Genomic DNA, 18,162 nt, shown 5'->3' on the forward strand with positions numbered 1-18,162 from the left:
GTGCAGGCATTATTCAGGGCAAATAGCGGCCCGAAAGATTGCAGGGCGTTCGCCTGTTCCCTCCGCGCCCAGGGCGCTCTAAAGCAAGTCCATGCTGACAATTCTCGTCACTGTCGCGCCGGTCTTTATTCTCATCCTCGTTGGTTATGCCGGCGTCAGGTCCGGTTACCTGCCGCCCGCCGTGGTCGACGCTCTCAATGCCTACGCGGTCAAGATCGCTGTGCCGGTGCTCCTGTTCCGCGCGCTCGAGCGGCTCGATCTTGCGGCTGCGTTTTCGCCGCAGCTGCTGACGTCGTTCTATGCCGGTGCCTTTGCCTGTTTCGCGATCGGCATTCTTGCCGCGCGGCACATCTTCAAGCGCCGTCCAGGCGAAGCCGTTGCGGTCGGCTTTGCAGCGATGTTCTCCAACACCGTACTTCTGGGCCTTGCGATCCTCGAGCGCTCGCAAGGCCCAGAGCCGCTGACGGCTGCCTTCGGCATTATCGCGTTCCACGCGCCGCTGATCTACGCAGTTGGAATCCTGACGATGGAATTCATGCGCCGCGATGGTCGGTCCTTCGGGGGCACCCTTGGTGTCGCCGGCCGCTCAATGCTCGCCAATCCGCTGATGATCGGCATACTGGCCGGCGCGGCCGTGAACGTGACCGGCCACTGGCTGCCCGAACCGGCGATGCAGACAATCGACATGATTGCCAGCACTGCCATCCCGGTAGCACTGGTAGGCATCGGTGCGTCGATGACCCGATACCGGCTCGGGGCCGGCATGGGCGAAGCGGGCACGGTCGCCGCTGTGTCGCTCATCGTGCACCCGGCGATCACCTTCGTGCTGGCGCATCATGTTTTCGCGCTTGGACCGGACATGCAGCGGGCCGCTGTCATTTTGGCCGCGATGCCGCCCGGCATGAATATCTATCTGTTCGCCGTCATGTACGACCGGGCGGTCAACCTCGCCGCGTCGGCCTTCCTGCTTGCGACAATGTTATCCGTGCTCACTGCCACGTTCTGGATCTATGTGCTCGATCATGCCGTGCTCGGCTAAGCTAACGGCTCACTGATCGGGGCGGTATTCCAGAATGTCGCCGGGCTGACAGTCGAGCGCTGCGCAAATCCGCTCCAGCGTTTCGAACCTGACGCCGCGCACCTTGCCTGACTTGAGCAGCGAGACGTTCTGCTCGGTGATGCCGATGTGCTCCGCCAGCTCTTTGGAGCGCATCTTGCGGCGCGCCAGCATGACATCGAGATTGACGACGATTGCCATCAGACGATCGCCTTCTGGTCGTCGCGGATTTCAGCTGCGAGCGCGAGGATTCTGCTGGTCATGAACATGATTGCAGCGATCAGCAGCGCCAGAAGGTGCGTCGAGCCGACGCCGATCGCCAGTTCACGCTCGCCGGGAGGATTGCCGAGCGTAAGCGCCACCGTCCCTATCGGCGTTGCCAGGAAGGACACGATCGCTGCTGCAAGAAAGCCGACGCTGCCACGCTGCATCCAGCTGGCGGCAGCACGGCTCAGCGGTTCATCCTGTGCGAGTTCTCCGAACATGCGCCATACGCACCAGACCGCGTAGAGCAGGATCGCAAACTGCACCGCGAAAAGAACCATCAGCACTGCCGTGGACGAGGCTGTGAGGTCGTAAGCGGCGCCGGTTCCGACGGCGTTTCTGACGAATTCGCGGAAAGTCTCGGGCGCGACTATGGCCGAACCGAGCATGAAAGCGCCGGCCGAAGCGAGGGCCGCGCCGCCGATCGCCACCGCGGCACGCATGCGGCGGCTCAATCGGCGCATGCGCTCAAAATCGCTGGACATTATTTTCTCTCCATCAAGCTTGCATTTCTTATTGTAAAACAATAATTGATCGCCGTCTAGCATTAATTGAAAGAGGACCAAATGAACCGTTTCTTTATCCGAGCCCTTGCGGGCTCCGCCATCCTTGTAGCCTCAGGCTATGCCGGGCTGGCACCAAGTTCCGCCGCGGGTCCTGCCGGGTTCGATCCGCTCGATGCCGACCCGGCCGCAATCGCGGTTGCGGTCGGGAAGCCGGATCACCTGCGCCTGAAGACCGGCGACGTGACGATGCGTCTTGCCTTCGAATCGGATGACAAGTCGCTCGAGTTCGACGAGAAATTCGAGCTGGAGATAGTCGATTCCGATGCTGGAGGGTCGCCGGGCGGTTCGCTGGCGCCAGGCGAGCAAGTGCAGATAGCGCGTCTGGCGGCAGTCGACCGGGCGCGCCTTGCCGACACGCAGGCCAAGGCCCGCGCGGCGCGCGGCAAGGGGCGCGGCGCGCTCGACATTGCTCTCAGGGGCGGCTGCCGGACCGGCGAACTCGACCAGGAACATCTGCGGGTCAGCACCTACATGCGCACACAGGCGCGAGGCGAGTTTTTTGTGCTCGCGCGCGACATTCCACTGACCCATGCTTTCGGCATGGGTTCGAAAGCGCGGATCCCGGCCTGCAAAAGCGCGCCCTGACGGGAGGGCGCTGTAACGCCCTCAACCCCGTTCGCGGCTGGCCGCTGCTAGCGCCAGTCGCGGATGTCGACGAACTTGCCGGCGATCGCAGCAGCGCCCGCCATCGCCGGCGAGACCAAATGCGTGCGGCCCTTGAAGCCCTGACGGCCCTCGAAATTTCGGTTCGAGGTCGAGGCGCAGCGCTCCTCAGGCTTCAGGCGGTCGTCATTCATGGCGAGGCACATGGAGCAGCCGGGCTCGCGCCAGTCGAAACCGGCGGCGCGGAAGATCTTGTCCAGCCCCTCGGCCTCGGCCTGTGCCTTCACGAGGCCGGAGCCCGGCACGATCATGGCGTTGACGCGCGGATGAACGGTCTTGCCTTCGACAACCTTGGCGACTGCACGCAGATCCTCGATGCGGCCATTGGTGCAGGAGCCGATGAAGACGCGGTCGAGCTCTATGTCGGTGATCCTGGTGCCGGCGGAGAGGCCCATATAGGCAAGCGCACGCTTCTTGGAGTTGCGCTTGTTCTCGTCGGTGATCTCGTCCGGGTCGGGTACTGCGCCGGTGACGGCCACGACGTCCTCGGGCGAAGAGCCCCAAGTGACGATGGGCGGCAGGCTGGCGGCGTCGAGCTCGACGATCTTGTCGAAATGCGCACCTTCGTCGGTCTTCAGCGTCTTCCAGTATTCAAGCGCCATGTCCCAGGCCGCGCCCTTCGGCGCGCGGGGCTTGTCCTTCACGTAGGCGAAGGTGGTCTCGTCCGGCGCAATCAGGCCGGCGCGGGCACCGCCCTCGATCGACATGTTGCAGACCGTCATGCGGCCTTCCATGGAAAGCGCCTGGATCGCCTCGCCAGCATATTCGATCACATAGCCGGTGCCGCCGGCGGTGCCGATCTCGCCGATGATGGCGAGGATGATGTCCTTCGCCGTCACGCCTTCTGGCGCCTTGCCGTTGACGCGCACCAGCATGTTCTTGGCTTTTTTCTGGATCAGCGTCTGCGTGGCGAGCACATGCTCGACCTCGGAGGTGCCGATGCCGTGCGCCAGTGCGCCGAACGCGCCATGCGTTGAGGTGTGGCTGTCGCCGCACACGATCGTCATGCCTGGCAGGGTGAACCCCTGCTCGGGGCCGATGATATGCACGATGCCCTGGCGACGGTCGGCCTCGTTGTAATATTCGATGCCGAAATCAGCCGCATTTTTGGCCAGCGCCTCGACCTGGATGCGGCTTTCCTCGTTCTTGATACCCTGCGCGCGGTCCGGCGAGGTCGGTACGTTATGGTCGACCACGGCGAGCGTTTTTTCGGGCGCGCGCACCGGGCGGCTGGCCATACGCAGGCCTTCGAAAGCCTGCGGGCTCGTCACCTCATGAACCAGATGGCGGTCGATATAGAGAAGGCAGGTGCCGTCTTCCTGGCGGTTGACGACGTGCTCGTCGAAAATCTTGTCGTAAAGCGTGCGGGGTGCGGTCATTTTTCTGGCTGTCCGTATTCGGTTTGCTGACTGGCGGTTAGGCCCGGTCGGGCTTGGGTTTCGCTCAGCCGAGGTGCCCGGTCGCGGCGCCGCAATAGCGCGCGAAGAAGCGCGAGGGCAGGCGCTTTCTGTCCTGCAGCGCGAAGCCGCGGAATGCCGGATGTGCGTAAAGCCGTTCCATATCGAGGGGGATATAGCGATCTTTTGGATGAGCGGCAATCGGTTGGCGAACGCCGCGCGCGTATCAGGCGGCTTGCTGCTCGATACAGATGTCGGCGGCGTCGCTTTCGCTGAGCGGTTCTGCCAGAAGCCGGCAGAAATGCTGCCTGGAGCCCCGCGCGTCGCGTTCGAAATGCCGGCAGTCGCGGCAGATCCCGAACGGCCGACCGCCATCGATCGCGATGCGCGCTTTGAGAAGTGCTGTGGCACCAGCCATCAAGGCGGCGCGATCCGCTTCGCTCATGGCCTCTAGCGCATGTTCCATGGGCTCGGTCCCGTCGCGGATGAGCATCTTGCGGCCTGCCGCGGTGAGGGCGATCCGGACCGTGCGCCGGTCGGCGGTATCCGTCGATTTGTCAATGTAGCCGGCACGCTCCAGGGCGATCAGCGTTTGGGACACCGTGCCCTTTGTCGCTCCCAGATAAGCGGTCAGGGCGCCGGGCGTGCGCGAAAATCGGTTGGCGCGGGCCAGAAAACGTAATGCCTCCCACTGCACCGGTTTGAGACCTGCGGTGTGCGCATCATGCGCGGCGATGCGCGCCAGCCGCTCGATCATCGCCATGGTTTCGTTGCCTGCCATGACCAGAAAGTATTGTCTCGATACCAATATTGCAAGCCGCGAACGGTCGTGCTAGCAGATGGTATCGACTCGCTACTTATGGAGGTAACTATGAGATCGACAGGAATGGCCGTGCTCGGCCTCACCGCATTTTTTGCAACAGCCGTGGCAGCGCATGAAATCGCAAGCGAAGCCAATGGCGACATCGCTGCGCCGTTCGACATCAGAAAGGCCGGCGCGACTGCGAATGAGCGGCTGGTCACATTTTTCATGGAACTGGAAGGCGAGGCCGGCAGCATCAAGCCGGAAGCAACGGGTCAGCTGCCGGGCGCGGGCGTGGCGGCTTATGTGTGGCCGACCGGGCTCGACCCGGCAACAGTCGGCTTCGATGCCAGTTCAGGCATTCTGGCGCTTGCGATCACTGCGCATCCCGATTTCGACGATACGCCTCTGTTCGATGAGAACGGGGATGGCGACCCTGCCAATGACGGTGCCGACTGGCATTCCCACTGGGTTGTCCTTGAAGGTACGGAGGCTTGCTCGGGCGGCTTCAAGGTGCGGGACGTTTCGCCGGGCGTCGATCTGTTGCCGGCGACCGCGCCACATTTGCCGATCGCGCTCGACAGCCCCGGCATGTCGCCGCAGCTTGCCGACAAGACGGCGCGTATCACTGTTCCCGTTGCCGATGGCGAGGGTGTCTCATTCGACGCGGTGACGGCGGAACTTCGGGTACACCCGGAAGGCAAGACGCCGCTACTTTGCGTCACCGGCGTTCACGACGTCGCGTCAGGCGACCTTTCGCTGCCGGGGCGTGTCATGCCCCTTGAGTGATGTCTTTGGGGTGCAGCGGTGGAGCGGCTCCGGTGCCGCTCCACCCCGCATGCGATCTACGTCAGAAGAAGTTCTGCGATGCGGCGGCCGGAGATCACTGCTCCATGCGTGGTTCCGAAGCCGGCAGCGTCGGTTGCCTCTCCGGCGAAAGCCAGCCCGCCGCCCCAGTCGAGCCCGAACAACGCCTCGCGCGTAGTGGAGCCGGTTCCGACCGCGTTGAAGGAGTATGCGCCCAGTGCAAAGGGGTCGCGACCCCAGCGGGTGACCTGCGCCGCAGCAGGCTCCGGTACGGCGCCGCCGAACATGTGACGCAGGCTCCGGACCGCAGATTCGATCGTCGCGCGGTCGGAAAGATGCTCAAGTTCGCGCGCATGCCGGCCCGCATTGAAGCCGAGCAGCAGAGGCGCGCCGAGTGCGGAAAAATCCATCCAGAGCGGCCAGAGCTCGCTCGAGGGATCGACATATTCCATCGCGGTCAGGGCGGGCGGCCAGAAGGGCTGCTCAAAGGCAAGCCAACACTTGTCGAGCAGTCCCATTCCGAGTGCTGCGATGGCGTCTTGCCTCGAATTTGAAAGCGTCGGCGTAAATGTCACGCTGCCGGCCTTGAGGACGCCAAGCGGCAGCGTGACCAGAGCGCGTGTTGCTTCGAAGGTTTCGCCTGAACGACAGCCGACAGATACACCGCCATGTGCCTGGCGGATTTCGACGACCTCGCAGCCGTGCCTGATATCCAGGCCGCGCGCCAGCGCCTCCGCAATTTGGAAAAAGCCCTTCGGAAAATAGACATCCTCGCCGGGGAACCCCTCGTCATCGTCAAGGTTCCACGCCGAGAGTTCACTCCAGCCGGCCGCGTGGTCCAGCTCCACATGCGACTGCACCGCGTGCCGCACAATGCGGCGAAATCCCGGGTCCGCCCGGTGCCAGTCCGGCAGCGCTTCCACGGCAGACTGCAGGGAAATGTCTGCTTCACGCTCGAATGCGAGGGCGCGTGCACGGTCGAGCAAGTTTTCGGCTGCCTGCAGGGCGTCGCCAATGTCGGCTACCGCGGCTCCAGGTGTGTAGACGCGGGTCGCTTCGTAACGCGTGGCGACCCTTGCAGCTCCGATGTCGTCGGCAATCCGGCTAATCGGGTTTGATGTCACGCCATGAATCCAGCTTGCGCCCAGGTCGACCGGAAGGCCGGGCCACAGATGGCTGGTCCAGACCCTGCCGCCGATGCGGGACCGCGCCTCGAGCACGACGACGCGCTTGCCGGCATCTGCCAGCTTATGTGCGGCTGCGAGGCCGGCCAGCCCGGCGCCGATAACGATGAAGTCGACTGGCTGCGCGGCTCGGGCGATGCGCGCGCCGCTCAACAGCGCGGCGGCCCCGAGGCCTATGGTTACGGAGCGCCGGTCGATGGAATTCACAAGCAGCTCCCGGCCCGCAAGATATGCACTTCCTTGCCTGCTACTGAATTGAACGGCGCATGCGCCGTTCCAGTGCGCGCAGCATCAGCGACAGGCTGACGGTCAACAGCAGATAGATGTAGGCGACGACCGAATAGGTCTCGAAAAAGCGGAACGAGCCGGAGGCGTAGATTTTGCCGAGCTGGGTGATGTCGGCGACGCCGAGGACCGAGACCAGCGAGCTGTCTTTGACCATTGCAACGAAATCGTTGCCGAGCGGCGGCAGGATGGTGCGGATCGCCTGTGGGAAGACGATCAGCCGGAAACGCTGGAAACCGGTCAGGCCGAGCGCCTTGGCGGCTTCGATCTGGCCGGGGTCAACGGACAGGATGCCGGCGCGGAAGACCTCTGCAATGAAGGCCGAATAGCCGATTGTAAGGGCGATGACGGCGCGCCACAGGAGCGAAATGTCGCGAACCAGCAGTTCGCCACCGAAGCCGGCTTCGCGAAGCGGGCCGGTGAGCCAGTTCCACCCGGCAACGAAGGCCGGCACCCCGGCAAAGGCGATCCAGAACAAAAGCACCAGTACCGGCACGCCGCGGATAATCTCGACATAAAAGCGAGCGATCTGCCGAAGCACCAGCGACTTCGATAGCGCCATCAGCGCAATGCCGAGGCCGAGCGCCGAGGCCAGGGCGAAGCCGACCAGCGTTACCCAGATGGTGATCCAGATACCGCGCGAGATTGCGCCGAATATCTGTACGTAGAGATCGCTTGCCGCAATGGAGATTGCGACCGCGATGGCAATCGCCGCCGCGGCCACCAGCCAATAGGGGAAGTCCCTGGTTTGGGAAGGCGGTGGCGTCATCCCTCCCCCTTGCGGGGAGGGTGGAAAGGCGATTGAACGGGTGGTGTTGTCAAGGCGCCGCGCGGCATGGCCCCACGCCATCCGCCTTGCCTTCGACCGGCCCAGGTCCGCACCCTCCCCGCAAGGGGGAGGGACAAGGCGGCGCGCATCACTGTCCCAACTTGTATTCCAGGAACCATTTGGTGTTCAGCGCGTCGATCGTGCCATCTGTCTTCATCGAAGCAATGGCGGCGTTGAACGCCGGTACCAGATCGGAGCCTTTCGGGAAAATGAAGCCGAAGTCTTCCGAGCCGAGCGGACCGCCGATTACCTTGAGCTGACCGCCCGAGGATTCGACGTAACCATTGGCTGCGACGCCGTCGGTGAGCACCAGGTCGACGTCACCCGCGCGCAGCGCCTGGACGGTCGCGCCGAAGGTTTCGAACAGCTTGATGCGCGGATTGGCTTCGTTGCCGTCCAGAATGTCGTAGACCGAAACGTAGAACGGCGTTGTGCCGGGCTGCGCGGCGATCAAGAGGTCTTCCTCGGCGGCAAATTCCTTCTCGTCGGCGAAGCGGCTCTCGTCGGCGCGGACCAGCATGCGCATTTCGGATCGCATGTAGGAATCGGAGAAATCAACCTTTTCCTTGCGGTCATCGCGGATGGTAATGCCGGTCATGCCCATATCGTACTGGCCGTCCGACACGGACTGGATCATTGCGTCCCAGCTGGTGTTCTGGATGTCGACGGTGATGTTGAGCCGTTTCGCCATTTCTTCCATGGCGTCATATTCCCAGCCGATCGCATCACCTGTTTTCGGATCGATGAACTGCAGCGGCGGATAGGCGTTTTCGGTCACGACAACGACCGTGCGGCCGCCCAGATCGGGCACGGATTGTGCGCTGGCAGCCAACGCGGACAGCGACAGTGCCGCGACGGTCGCGACAAGTGACAAGACATGTTTCATGGTGACGCTCCTGCACATATGGGCCCCGTGGCCTTTTTTTGCCGGCGCCACTCTAGCGATGCGGACCCGCCGTGCAAGGTGTCAGATGCGCTTCTCCCGCCGGACAAACGCGGATGCCGCCAACAAAAAATGGCGGCCCATAGACCGCCATTTTCGTGAATGCCGCACGAAGCGCCTATTCGGTGGCCGTGGCCTCTGCGCTCTCGGCTGCCTTTGCCTCAGCAGCCTTCTCGGCAGCAAGCGCCTCGGCGGCTGCGACCTTCTCAGCCTCGAGGCGGGCCTTCTCGGCCAGAAGCGCCTGGCGCTCCTCGTCGTTCAGCTTGCGAGCGCGCACGCCGGTGTTTTCCGAAATACGGGCCGACTTGCCGCGGCGGTCGCGCAGGTAATAGAGCTTGGCGCGGCGCACCTTGCCGCGGCGAACCACCTCGACGCCCTCGACCAGCGGTGAATAGACCGGGAACACGCGCTCGACGCCTTCGCCATAGGAAATCTTGCGGACGGTGAAGTTTTCCTGGAAGCCGGAGCCGGAACGGGCAATGCAGACGCCTTCATAGGCCTGCACGCGCGTACGGGTACCTTCAGTCACGCGCACGTTGACACGCACTGTGTCACCGGGCTGGAATTCTGGAAGCTTGCGCTTTTCTGCGATCTTCGCGGCCTGTTCGGCCTCGAGCTGACGGATGATATCCATCGCTACAACCTCTTCTTGTTCTCGACAGCCAGAGCGCCCGACGCTCGCCTTGCAGTTCAGGACCGCTTGGTTATGCCGCTCCGAAACCGGATTGGCAGGGGCGATATCCCGTCCTTCGTTGACGGTTTTGCCGGGTTTTTCCCGGATCGGCGGCGCTGTTACACGTTTCGGCGGGGTTTGTCACCTCCAAACACGTACTTTTTGCGTGCCGGGCTGACAGGAAAGGCCGGCGCGAGCGGCGGGCTTGTCTGTTCTTCCATGCCTCTCTATGAGGAGCCATCGAACGGACTGCCTGCCTTGACACTTCTCCTTGCCTTTATCCTGTTTATTGCCGGTTTCGTCTCCGGCGCGGTCAACGCCGTCGCAGGCGGCGGTACCTTCATCACATTCGGCGCCCTGTCGCTGGCCGGCATCGCACCGATATCGGCCAATGCAACGTCGTCCATCGCCCAGTTTCCGGGTTATGTCTCCTCAACCCTGGCCTACTGGGCCGACATCAAGGCGATGTGGCGCGGTGCGCTGATCTTCTGCATCGTTTCGGCTGCGGGCGCGCTGGCAGGCGCCCTCATCCTGCTGTCGCTCGACAACCCGTCCTTCCGGTCAATGGTGCCCTGGCTCCTGATAGCGGCTACCGCGCTTTTCGCCGCAGGGCCCTGGCTGAAGCCAAAGCCGCGCGCCGCAGATGGCGCGGGCGGCAATCCGATGGTCGGCCGTCTGGTCCAGTTTCTGACCTCGATCTATGGCGGGTTTTTTGGTGCCGGCATGGGCATCATGATGCTGGCGACGCTGGGTCTTACCGAGCGCGGCGACTACCACCATCTCAACGCGCTGAAAAACATGCTCTCGATCGTGATCGCGGCAGTTGCGATCGTGGTTTTTGTGTCCGGCGGGGTGATCGCCTGGTACGAGGCGATCGTCATGATCCCCGGGGTGGCGGCCGGCGGTTATGCCGGCGTGTGGATTGCAAGGCGCGTGCCGCAGAATGCCGTGCGCGGCTTCGTCATCGCCGTGGGGCTCTTCCTGGCCGGATACTATTTCGTCACCGGCTGAGCGGATCGCGGCAACAGATCGGGCCGGCGCTCGGCGGTCAGCTTGCGTGCCTCGTCGCGCCGCCATGCGGCGATCCTGGCGTGGTTGCCGGATGTGAGAATCTCGGGGATCGTCAGCCCCTCGAACTCCTGCGGACGAGTGTAATGCGGATGTTCCAGCAGCCCGGTCTCGAAGCTCTCCTCGGTACCGGAGGCCTCGTTGCCCATGACGCCCGGCAACAGCCGCACCACAGCATCAAGCAACACCAGGGCAGCCGGCTCGCCGCCTGAGAGAATGTAGTCGCCGACGGAGACTTCCTCCAGGCCGCGGGCGTCGATCACGCGCTGATCCACTCCCTCGAAGCGGCCGCACAGAATCACCGCGCCGCCGCCGCCGGCCAGCTCGCGCACGCGCTTCTGGTTGAGCGGCTTGCCGCGCGGGCTCATCAGCAGCCTGGGGCGGTCATCGCCCTTCGGCGATGCCGCGTCGATCGTGCGGGCCAGCACATCGGCGCGCATTACCATGCCGGCGCCGCCGCCGGCAGGCGTGTCATCGACATTGCGATGTCTGCCCTCGGCGAAATCGCGGATCTGGACCGCCTCCAGCGACCAGGCACCGTCATCCAGGGCCCGGCCGGCAAGCGAATGACCAAGCGCGCCCGGAAACATCTCCGGATAAAGCGTGAGAACGGTGGCGCGGAACGTCACCGATTGCCGCCTGCGTCGTGCGGGCCGCGGGGGCGTCGGCGGGCGTCGAATTCCCTGGGCTCGCCGGGATGCTCGTCTTCGTCTTCGGTTTCCAGCAGGCCGGCGGCAGCGGCGTCGACCGTGACCGAGCCGGCCTTGAGATCGACAGCCGGAACCGCATCGCGGGTAAAGGGGATGAGCACGGTGCCGCCCGAGCTGCGCTCGATTTCTATGATGTCGCCGCCGCCGAAATCGTGAAAGGCGACGATGCGGCCGAGCATTTCGTTGCCGTCGCCGCGCACCGCGAGGCCGATCAGGTCGGCATGGTAAAACTCGTCCTCGTCCAGATCGTCCGGCAGCTGGGCACGGTCGACAAACAGCGCCACGCCGTTCAGCGCCTCGGCCGCATCCCGGTCCGTCACCTGGCGAAAGCGCACGACGACCACGTTCTTGGCCGGCCGGATGTCGGCAATGTCGAACTGCCGCCCGTCGGTTGCGAAAAGCGGACCATAGTCTCCCAGCGCAAGCGGGTCGCCAGTATAAGTCTTTACCCGCAATTCGCCCTTGATACCGTGCGGGGCACCGATAACGGCCATCTGAACGGGGTTTTCCGGTTTCGGCATGTCGAACAATCCTCGGGCAAACGCGTAGTCGCACAGCGCCGTCATTTCAACTCGGATGACGCGGCCAATCGCTTCATCCAATAATAACCCGCATTTGCCACGATTCTGAGAGAACGATTGTGGTGAACCGGAATGCGAGCGACGAAGGTGAAGTCCAAACTGCGCAAGACAGGCATCGTGCTGATTGTGCTGGCAATCGCGTGCCGGATCGCCGAAGCCATGTTTTATGGCGATGTCGGCCCCGACGGGGTTTTGCGGGAAAGCTGGTTCCTGCCGCTGACATTCATCTTTCTGGCCCCCGGATTTGTCGCGCTGGCGGCTTCGGTCATCTTGCGTCGTGGCAATGGCTAGCATGGCCGATTTTATCGTCACCGCGAAACCGGACCTCGCCGCAGCACGCACCGAATGGCTGGACGGGCTCGCGGCCGAGCGGCGCATGGCACGTCTCACCGTAGAGGCCTATGAACGCGATACGCGGCAGTTCCTGGTCTTCCTTACCGGTCACCTCGGCGAACCACCCGGCATTTCGGATATTGCCGACCTCAAGGCGATCGATTTCCGCGCTTTTCTGGCGGCACGCCGCAACGACGGGGCCGGCGCACGCACGCTTGGCCGCGGGCTCGCGGGGATACGGTCCATGCTGCGTTTTTTCGAACGGCGTGGCCTTGCCAGCTCGGCAGGCGCAAACGCCATCCGGTCCCCGCGCAAACCGAAATCGCTGCCCAAGCCGCTGACGGCCGGCGATGCGCTGCGCGCGACAGCGGTTGCCGAACAGCTTGCGGAAGAGCCCTGGATCGCGGCGCGCAATGCAGCGGTACTGACCCTGCTTTACGGCTGCGGGTTGCGCATCTCGGAGGCGCTGGGGCTGACGGCGGAGCAGGTTCCGGCCAAGGCGGGACCGGTGTTGCAGGTCGCGGGCAAGGGTGGCAAGACGCGGCTTGTGCCTGTCCTGCCCGCTGCGATTCAGGCAATCGAAGACTACCGCTGCCAATGCCCCTATGTACTCGATGCGGGAAAGCCGCTTTTTCGGGGCGCGCGGGGCGGGCCGCTGGCGCCCGCGATCATCCAGCGCGAGATGAAGAAACTGCGGTCTGCGCTCGATCTGCCTGACAGCGCTACGCCGCATGCGCTCAGGCACTCCTTCGCCACCCACCTTCTGGGGCGTGGCGGCGATCTGCGTGCAATCCAGGAATTGCTTGGCCATGCCAGCCTTTCGACCACACAGGTCTATACCGGTGTCGACACCGAGCGCCTGCTTGCCGCCTATGAAGCCGCGCACCCCCGCGCTTAACGTTTTTGCTGCAATTCGGCGCTAGCGTGCCGGCCATGATGCAAGAGACGGAACCACATAGCCGATTTCCGACCGCGTTTGTCGGCCTGCTCGCGATCGCCAACTGGCTGCTGATCGCGGCGCTGGCGGCCGCATTCGTGGTTTTCGCGCGGCCGGCGGCGGCAGAAGTGGTGTGCAGCGGCGAAAACATGTTCGCGGCGATGGAGCGCGACGATCCGGCGCTTGCAGCATCGCTGCGCGCGGAAGCGGCTTCAACGCCGAATGGCAAGGGGCTGTTGTGGCGCATCGAAAACGCCGAAGGCAAGCCGTCATGGCTGTTCGGCACGATGCACATGACCGACCCGCGCGTGCTGGCGCTGACCCAGGAGGCGCAGGAAGCTTTCGATGCTTCGAACACTGTAGTTATCGAAACCACGGATATTCTCGATCAGTCGAAAATGACGGCGGTCATGGCGAACCGTCCGGAACTGATGATGTTCACCGGGCCCGAAACGCTGTCGTCGGTGATTCCTGAAGAAGACAGGGCGCTGGTGGCCGAAGGGCTTTCCGAGCGCGGTGTGCCGCTGGCCGCTGTCGAGAAGATGAAGCCCTGGATCATTGCGGCGCTGGTCGCGTTGCCGGCCTGCGAACTCAACCGAAAGGCACAGCAGGCGCTGGTGCTCGACGCCAAGCTTGCCGCCGACGCCCAGGCAAGCGGTAAGGCACTCGAAGGGCTGGAAACGGCCGAAAGCCAGCTTGAAGCGATGGCGTCGCTGCCGATGGAGCTGCATGTTGAAGGGCTGGTCGAGACATTGAAGCTCGGCGACCGGATCGACGACGTCATGGAAACCATGATCCAGCTCTATCTGGCTGGCGAAACCGGGCTGTTCTGGCCGTTTTTCGGTGCCGTGCTGCCGGGCAGCGACGGCGAGGAAGGCGGCTATGCCGAATTTCAGGAAGTCATGGTTTCGACCCGCAACCGCGGCATGTACGAGGGTGCGTTGCCGCTGATCGAAGCCGGCGGCGCATTCGTGGCCGTAGGTGCGCTGCATCTGCCTGGAGAGGACGGGCTTATTTCGCTCTTCAGGGAGGGCGGGTTCAAGGTCGAGCCCATGGGCCTGCAGAATTAGGCCGAACACCGGCCATACAGGCCATCTTACAAGCCGTCATCTGATTTGAATTGCGGAGCCGCCCGCCCGCCATTTTCGCGCGCCATATTTCCTTCGCCTGCCAATGAAGGGAGTAGAACGATGATCAACGATCCCAAGTTCAATGACCCGCTCTATCCGCGGAATCCTTCGCTCGGATACGGTTCCGAGGGCCCGAACGACAGGCCGCCGGAGGTGCGTTCCAGCGCCGGCGGCATGACATTTGCCATTGTCGGCATGCTCGTGGCGCTTTTTGTCGCCGGTGTTGTGGTCTTCTCGGGCGGCGAGGATATCGACCCGACCCAGACCGCCAGCCCTGGCATCGAGCGACAGGTTGAGCCGCAGCCCGGCGAAGCGCCTGCAGAAATCCTGCCGATCGAGCCGGCACAGCCGGCCGAGTAGGTCTACCCGATCAAACGAACGCGGCCGCGGAGATGATCCGCGGCCGCGCTTCAATGTCCGGCAGTCGGGTCGGCCGTTCAGGCCGCCTGCTTTTTGGGCTGGATAAGCCCGCGAGCAACCAGAAGCTCGGCGATCTGGATCGTGTTGAGGGCGGCGCCCTTGCGCAGATTGTCGGAGACGACCCACATGTTCAGCGCATTGTCGAGGGTGGAATCCTCGCGGATGCGCGAAATGAACGTGGCATCGTCGCCCGCTGCCTCAACAGGCGTGACGTAACCGCCGTCCTCCGCCTTGTCGACGACCAGGCAGCCCGGCGCATCGCGCAGGATCTCGCGCGCCTCGTCGGCCGTAATCGGCTTCTCGAACTCGATGTTCACCGCTTCCGAATGGCCGATGAAGACAGGCACGCGCACGCAAGTTGCGGTGAGCTTGATCTTCGGGTCGAGCATCTTCTTGGTCTCGGCGACCATCTTCCACTCTTCCTTGGTCGAACCGTCTTCCATGAAGACGTCGATATGGGGAATGACGTTGAAGGCGATGCGCTTGGTGAACTTCTTCTGCTCAACCGGGTCGGCAACGAAGACGGCGCGGGTCTGCGTGAACAGTTCGTCCATGCCATCCTTGCCGGCGCCCGACACCGACTGATAGGTCGCAACCACAACACGCTTGATCGTTGCGCGGTCATGCAGCGGCTTCAGCGCTACGACGAGCTGTGCGGTCGAGCAGTTGGGGTTGGCGATGATGTTCTTTTTCGTGAAGCCTTCGACCGCGTCCGGGTTCACCTCGGGCACGATCAGAGGCACTTCGGCGTCGTAACGCCAGGCCGATGAGTTATCGATGACAACGCAGCCCTGCTTGCCGATTCTGGGCGACCATTCCTTGGAAACCGATCCGCCGGCCGACATCAGGCACAGGTCGGTGTCGGAGAAATCGTACGATTCCAGCGCCCGCACCTTCAGCGTGGCATCGCCGTAGGAGACTTCGCTGCCAACCGAGCGCCGCGACGCGAGCGGCACGACTTCGTCCGCGGGAAAGCCGCGTTCTTCCAGGATGTTGAGCATCTCCCGGCCAACATTGCCGGTAGCGCCTGCGACTGCGATCTTGAAACCCATGATTCTAAGGTCCTCTGGTCCTCTCCGCTTTCGCCGCGATGCCCGGGAAACGTCCGTTCGGGATCCGGCTACTTCCCCGGCGGACCCGGGGAGAGAGCAGGCGGCCGCAGGGGTCAGACCGTCGTGGTCTTCGTTTTGGCCGTGGTTTTTGTGATGGAGGCAAATGCGGCTGCACCGGCTGCAAGCCGGGCGTCGCGGTATATGCTGACGGTGTGACCGTGCATCGTTTGCTCCCTGGGCGAGGCATCGTGTTCATGCATCGCAAATCCGCGCGCCTAATGACGCCGTTCGCGCCAAGAGTCAATCGGATTGGGCGTTTTGGCCGAGTGAGCTGCCGATGGCGGCCGCTAGACCGGCTCGTCCGGATAGGGCAAGTCGTCCAGCGAAACGTTGATGAAGTCGGGTTCGGGCGTCACCGGAAAGCGGACGGCGGAAATGTATTCCCGCTTTTCCATCACGGCTTTGACCGCACGGTGCATGCCGTCCATCAGCCGTCCCTCGGCGCAGAGAATGACCGGGTGGCTCAAATCCGTCTCCATGACCAATGCCATGTGATGGGCGAGGGATCGCGGTGTCGCCACTGCGCCCGGCTCCTGATACCACCAGTTCTCATCGAGTTCGGCGATGTCGCCAAGCGGAATATCGATGCGCGGCAGGTTCCGTGACGCGCGGACAAGTTTGTGAACGTCCCAGATGCGGGTATCGGGTCCAGCCAGACGGAGATGGTATTGTTTTCTCATGTTCCGACGTCTTTTGACGGTGGCAGTAGCCGATTGAACTATCCGGTGGCGCCCATCCGTTCAATCGTCGGCCTTGTTGACAGACCAGCCCTGCGCAGGGAACCTCTCGCGGGCAAAACGGGAGAGGCGAATTTTGAAGAGCGGCGAGATCATTTATTTCGACGGCAACAGGGGCACCGGGTTCATTACCGGAAACGACGGCAACCGTTATGTGTTTGACGTCACCGACCTCGCCAACGACCAGCCGGCCTCCAAGGGTGCGAAGGTCAGCTTTGCGGCCGATGGCGACCGGGCGCGCGCGATTACGCCGCAGTTGGCGCCCGCCGCCGCCCGGCATGCCGCCGCCGCGGCTACCCCTTGGGGCGTCGCGGACACTGCCGACGGCATGCCGCCGATATCCGGTGCTATCGATCCCGACGGGCCGCCAGCCAGCCCGGGGCTCATCGGCTATTTCCGCTATTGCGTGACCAGGGGCTATGTGCGTTTCAGCGGCCGGGCACGGCGGCGCGAATATTGGAGCTTTGTCGTTGTCGCGCTGATCGGGTTCGCCGTCGCGGGCGGTCTCGGATATGTGGTGGGTACCGCGCTCGGTTTCGACGAGGCGGAGGAGCCCACAATATCGGCACTCGCCATCAGCGTGTTCTGGCTCTATCTGCTTTTGCCGTCGATGGCGGTGCTCTTCCGCCGTCTGCACGATATCGGCCTGTCCGGCTGGTTCTGGCTGCTTGCCTTCGTGCCGATGTTCGGTTCGCTGATCATCCTGGTGATGATGCTGATCGGCTCGCAGAAGCATGACAACAAATGGGGTCCGGTGCCGACCGGAGCTCACGTCTAGAGCGCTGCCGCTAAAGCTCGCGCCGGCGACGCCTAGGCCCAGAAGGCCGGAACGGTTTCTTCAAGCCGCGGGCCGACACGCAGCGGTGCAACCTTTTCCGCCAGCCCCGTACGGTCCGATATCTCGACGCCGACCCCGCACACGGTGGCGGGGCCGCCCGCGGCCTCGAAACGGCCCTTCGGCACCTTGGAGAGAAACCGGTTCAGCGGCTCCTCCTTGTCGAAGCCGAGCGAGGAATCGTAGTCGCCGCACATACCGGCGTCGGTCATATAGGCCGTACCCCCGTTCAGGATCTGATGGTCGCCGGTCGGCTGGTGCGTGTGGGTGCCGACCACCATCGAGACGCGTCCGTCGACAAAATGCGCGAAGCACATCTTTTCCGACGTTGCCTCGGCGTGGAAATCGATCACCGCGGCATCCGCCTGATGCCCCAGCGGCGCGGCGGCCAGTATCTGCTCGGCGGCGTGGAACGGGTCGTCGAGCTCGGGGTGCATGAAAACGCGGCCCATAATGTTGGCGACCAGAATGCTGGCGCCATTCTTTGCCGTGAACAGGCCCGAACCGTGGCCCGGCGTGCCCTGCGGGAAGTTGGCGGGCCGCAGAAAGCGCTCCTGATGCGGAGCGAACATCAGCGCCTCCTTCTGATCCCAGACATGGTTGCCTGTGGTGACGACGTCGGCACCGGCGTTCAGCGTCTGGATCAGAATTTCTTCGGTGATACCGAAGCCGCCGGCCGCGTTCTCGCCATTGACGATGACGAAATCCAGCCTGAAGTCGGAGATGAGACCCGGGAGCTTGTCCCAGACGGCGGTGCGTCCGGACCGGCCAACCATGTCGCCGAGAAAGAGTAAGCGCATGAGATTGTGTCTAGCGTGGTTTTTGCCTG

General features: G+C 63.5%; 22 protein-coding genes. 9 read left to right on the forward strand and 13 right to left on the reverse strand.

Annotated features, from left to right (window positions below; all coding sequences use genetic code 11):
* The first annotated feature begins 91 nt into the window (after positions 1-91).
* Positions 92-1,039 carry an AEC family transporter gene (locus EP165_RS18210; protein ID WP_127524279.1) on the forward strand — a complete coding sequence of 316 codons (948 nt, stop codon included), beginning with the start codon at positions 92-94 and terminating at the stop codon, positions 1,037-1,039.
* A gap of 9 nt (positions 1,040-1,048) precedes the next feature.
* Here the strand turns inward: EP165_RS18210 and EP165_RS18215 are convergent, their stop codons facing one another.
* The gene (locus tag EP165_RS18215; protein WP_127524280.1) at positions 1,049-1,258 is read right to left on the reverse strand and encodes a helix-turn-helix domain-containing protein; all 210 of its coding nucleotides are present in this window, start codon (positions 1,256-1,258) and stop codon (positions 1,049-1,051) included.
* Positions 1,258-1,806 carry a DUF2975 domain-containing protein gene (locus EP165_RS18220; protein WP_164743089.1) on the reverse strand — a complete coding sequence of 183 codons (549 nt, stop codon included), beginning with the start codon at positions 1,804-1,806 and terminating at the stop codon, positions 1,258-1,260. The genes EP165_RS18215 and EP165_RS18220 overlap by 1 nt, the downstream gene beginning before the upstream one ends.
* An 81-nt stretch (positions 1,807-1,887) precedes the next feature.
* On the opposite strand from EP165_RS18220, the gene EP165_RS18225 reads away from it, so the two are divergent.
* On the forward strand, positions 1,888-2,472 hold the full coding sequence (locus tag EP165_RS18225) for a hypothetical protein (protein ID WP_127524282.1): 585 nt from the start codon (positions 1,888-1,890) through the stop codon (positions 2,470-2,472).
* 47 nt (positions 2,473-2,519) lie between these two features.
* On the opposite strand, the gene leuC is transcribed toward EP165_RS18225, so the two are convergent.
* Entirely contained in the window at positions 2,520-3,929 is a 1,410-nt protein-coding gene (leuC, locus tag EP165_RS18230) for a 3-isopropylmalate dehydratase large subunit (protein ID WP_127524283.1), read from the reverse strand.
* A gap of 244 nt (positions 3,930-4,173) precedes the next feature.
* Entirely contained in the window at positions 4,174-4,710 is a 537-nt protein-coding gene (locus EP165_RS18235; RefSeq protein WP_245440218.1) for a MarR family winged helix-turn-helix transcriptional regulator, read from the reverse strand.
* A gap of 108 nt (positions 4,711-4,818) precedes the next feature.
* Here EP165_RS18235 and EP165_RS18240 point away from each other — a divergent pair, with 108 nt between their 5' ends.
* Positions 4,819-5,538 (forward strand): hypothetical protein, encoded by a 720-nt coding sequence (locus tag EP165_RS18240; protein WP_245440219.1) that lies wholly within the window; start codon positions 4,819-4,821, stop codon positions 5,536-5,538.
* A gap of 56 nt (positions 5,539-5,594) precedes the next feature.
* Here EP165_RS18240 and EP165_RS18245 read toward each other — a convergent pair whose 3' ends face one another.
* From EP165_RS18245 to rplS, 4 genes are all read right to left on the reverse strand, one after another.
* Complete coding sequence (locus EP165_RS18245; RefSeq protein WP_206075942.1) at positions 5,595-6,947, reverse strand: flavin monoamine oxidase family protein; 1,353 nt, start codon at positions 6,945-6,947, stop codon at positions 5,595-5,597.
* Between the two features lie 40 nt (positions 6,948-6,987).
* Positions 6,988-7,794, reverse strand: a complete 807-nt coding sequence (locus tag EP165_RS18250; protein WP_127524284.1) for an amino acid ABC transporter permease — start codon at positions 7,792-7,794, stop codon at positions 6,988-6,990.
* A 148-nt stretch (positions 7,795-7,942) separates the two neighbouring features.
* Positions 7,943-8,740, reverse strand: coding sequence for a transporter substrate-binding domain-containing protein (locus tag EP165_RS18255; protein ID WP_127524285.1), 798 nt, complete (start codon positions 8,738-8,740; stop codon positions 7,943-7,945).
* 175 nt (positions 8,741-8,915) lie between these two features.
* Positions 8,916-9,431: a 50S ribosomal protein L19 gene (rplS, locus tag EP165_RS18260; protein ID WP_127524286.1), complete on the reverse strand. Its 516-nt coding sequence runs from the start codon at positions 9,429-9,431 to the stop codon at positions 8,916-8,918.
* 297 nt (positions 9,432-9,728) lie between these two features.
* Here rplS and EP165_RS18265 point away from each other — a divergent pair, with 297 nt between their 5' ends.
* Positions 9,729-10,481, forward strand: a complete 753-nt coding sequence (locus EP165_RS18265; RefSeq protein WP_206075943.1) for a sulfite exporter TauE/SafE family protein — start codon at positions 9,729-9,731, stop codon at positions 10,479-10,481.
* On the opposite strand, the gene trmD is transcribed toward EP165_RS18265, so the two are convergent.
* Both trmD and rimM read right to left on the reverse strand, forming a co-directional pair.
* Positions 10,463-11,167 carry a tRNA (guanosine(37)-N1)-methyltransferase TrmD gene (gene trmD, locus EP165_RS18270; RefSeq protein WP_127524288.1) on the reverse strand — a complete coding sequence of 235 codons (705 nt, stop codon included), beginning with the start codon at positions 11,165-11,167 and terminating at the stop codon, positions 10,463-10,465. The genes EP165_RS18265 and trmD overlap by 19 nt on opposite strands.
* Positions 11,164-11,769, reverse strand: a complete 606-nt coding sequence (rimM, locus tag EP165_RS18275; RefSeq protein WP_127524289.1) for a ribosome maturation factor RimM — start codon at positions 11,767-11,769, stop codon at positions 11,164-11,166. Before rimM ends, trmD begins: the two co-directional genes overlap by 4 nt.
* 132 nt (positions 11,770-11,901) lie before the next feature.
* Between rimM and EP165_RS18280 the strand changes: the two genes are divergently transcribed.
* From EP165_RS18280 to EP165_RS18295, 4 genes are all read left to right on the forward strand, one after another.
* A complete protein-coding gene (locus tag EP165_RS18280; protein WP_127524290.1) occupies positions 11,902-12,120 on the forward strand; it encodes a DUF3955 domain-containing protein in 219 nt (72 codons plus the stop codon).
* Positions 12,113-13,060 (forward strand): tyrosine recombinase XerC, encoded by a 948-nt coding sequence (locus EP165_RS18285; protein ID WP_206075944.1) that lies wholly within the window; start codon positions 12,113-12,115, stop codon positions 13,058-13,060. Before EP165_RS18280 ends, EP165_RS18285 begins: the two co-directional genes overlap by 8 nt.
* 35 nt (positions 13,061-13,095) lie before the next feature.
* The gene (locus EP165_RS18290) at positions 13,096-14,169 is read left to right on the forward strand and encodes a TraB/GumN family protein (protein WP_127524292.1); all 1,074 of its coding nucleotides are present in this window, start codon (positions 13,096-13,098) and stop codon (positions 14,167-14,169) included.
* A gap of 120 nt (positions 14,170-14,289) precedes the next feature.
* Complete coding sequence (locus EP165_RS18295; RefSeq protein WP_127524293.1) at positions 14,290-14,589, forward strand: hypothetical protein; 300 nt, start codon at positions 14,290-14,292, stop codon at positions 14,587-14,589.
* Between the two features lie 77 nt (positions 14,590-14,666).
* Here the strand turns inward: EP165_RS18295 and EP165_RS18300 are convergent, their stop codons facing one another.
* Positions 14,667-15,701: an aspartate-semialdehyde dehydrogenase gene (locus EP165_RS18300; RefSeq protein ID WP_127524294.1), complete on the reverse strand. Its 1,035-nt coding sequence runs from the start codon at positions 15,699-15,701 to the stop codon at positions 14,667-14,669.
* 347 nt (positions 15,702-16,048) lie between these two features.
* The gene (locus tag EP165_RS18305) at positions 16,049-16,441 is read right to left on the reverse strand and encodes a hypothetical protein (protein WP_127524295.1); all 393 of its coding nucleotides are present in this window, start codon (positions 16,439-16,441) and stop codon (positions 16,049-16,051) included.
* 133 nt (positions 16,442-16,574) lie between these two features.
* On the opposite strand from EP165_RS18305, the gene EP165_RS18310 reads away from it, so the two are divergent.
* The gene (locus tag EP165_RS18310) at positions 16,575-17,276 is read left to right on the forward strand and encodes a DUF805 domain-containing protein (protein ID WP_127524296.1); all 702 of its coding nucleotides are present in this window, start codon (positions 16,575-16,577) and stop codon (positions 17,274-17,276) included.
* 32 nt (positions 17,277-17,308) lie between these two features.
* Here EP165_RS18310 and EP165_RS18315 read toward each other — a convergent pair whose 3' ends face one another.
* Positions 17,309-18,133, reverse strand: coding sequence for a TIGR00282 family metallophosphoesterase (locus tag EP165_RS18315; RefSeq protein ID WP_127524297.1), 825 nt, complete (start codon positions 18,131-18,133; stop codon positions 17,309-17,311).
* Between the last annotated feature and the right edge of the window lie 29 nt (positions 18,134-18,162).

Source organism: Mesorhizobium sp. Z1-4 (genome assembly GCF_004000235.1).
Lineage (GTDB): Bacteria > Pseudomonadota > Alphaproteobacteria > Rhizobiales > Rhizobiaceae > RCIO01.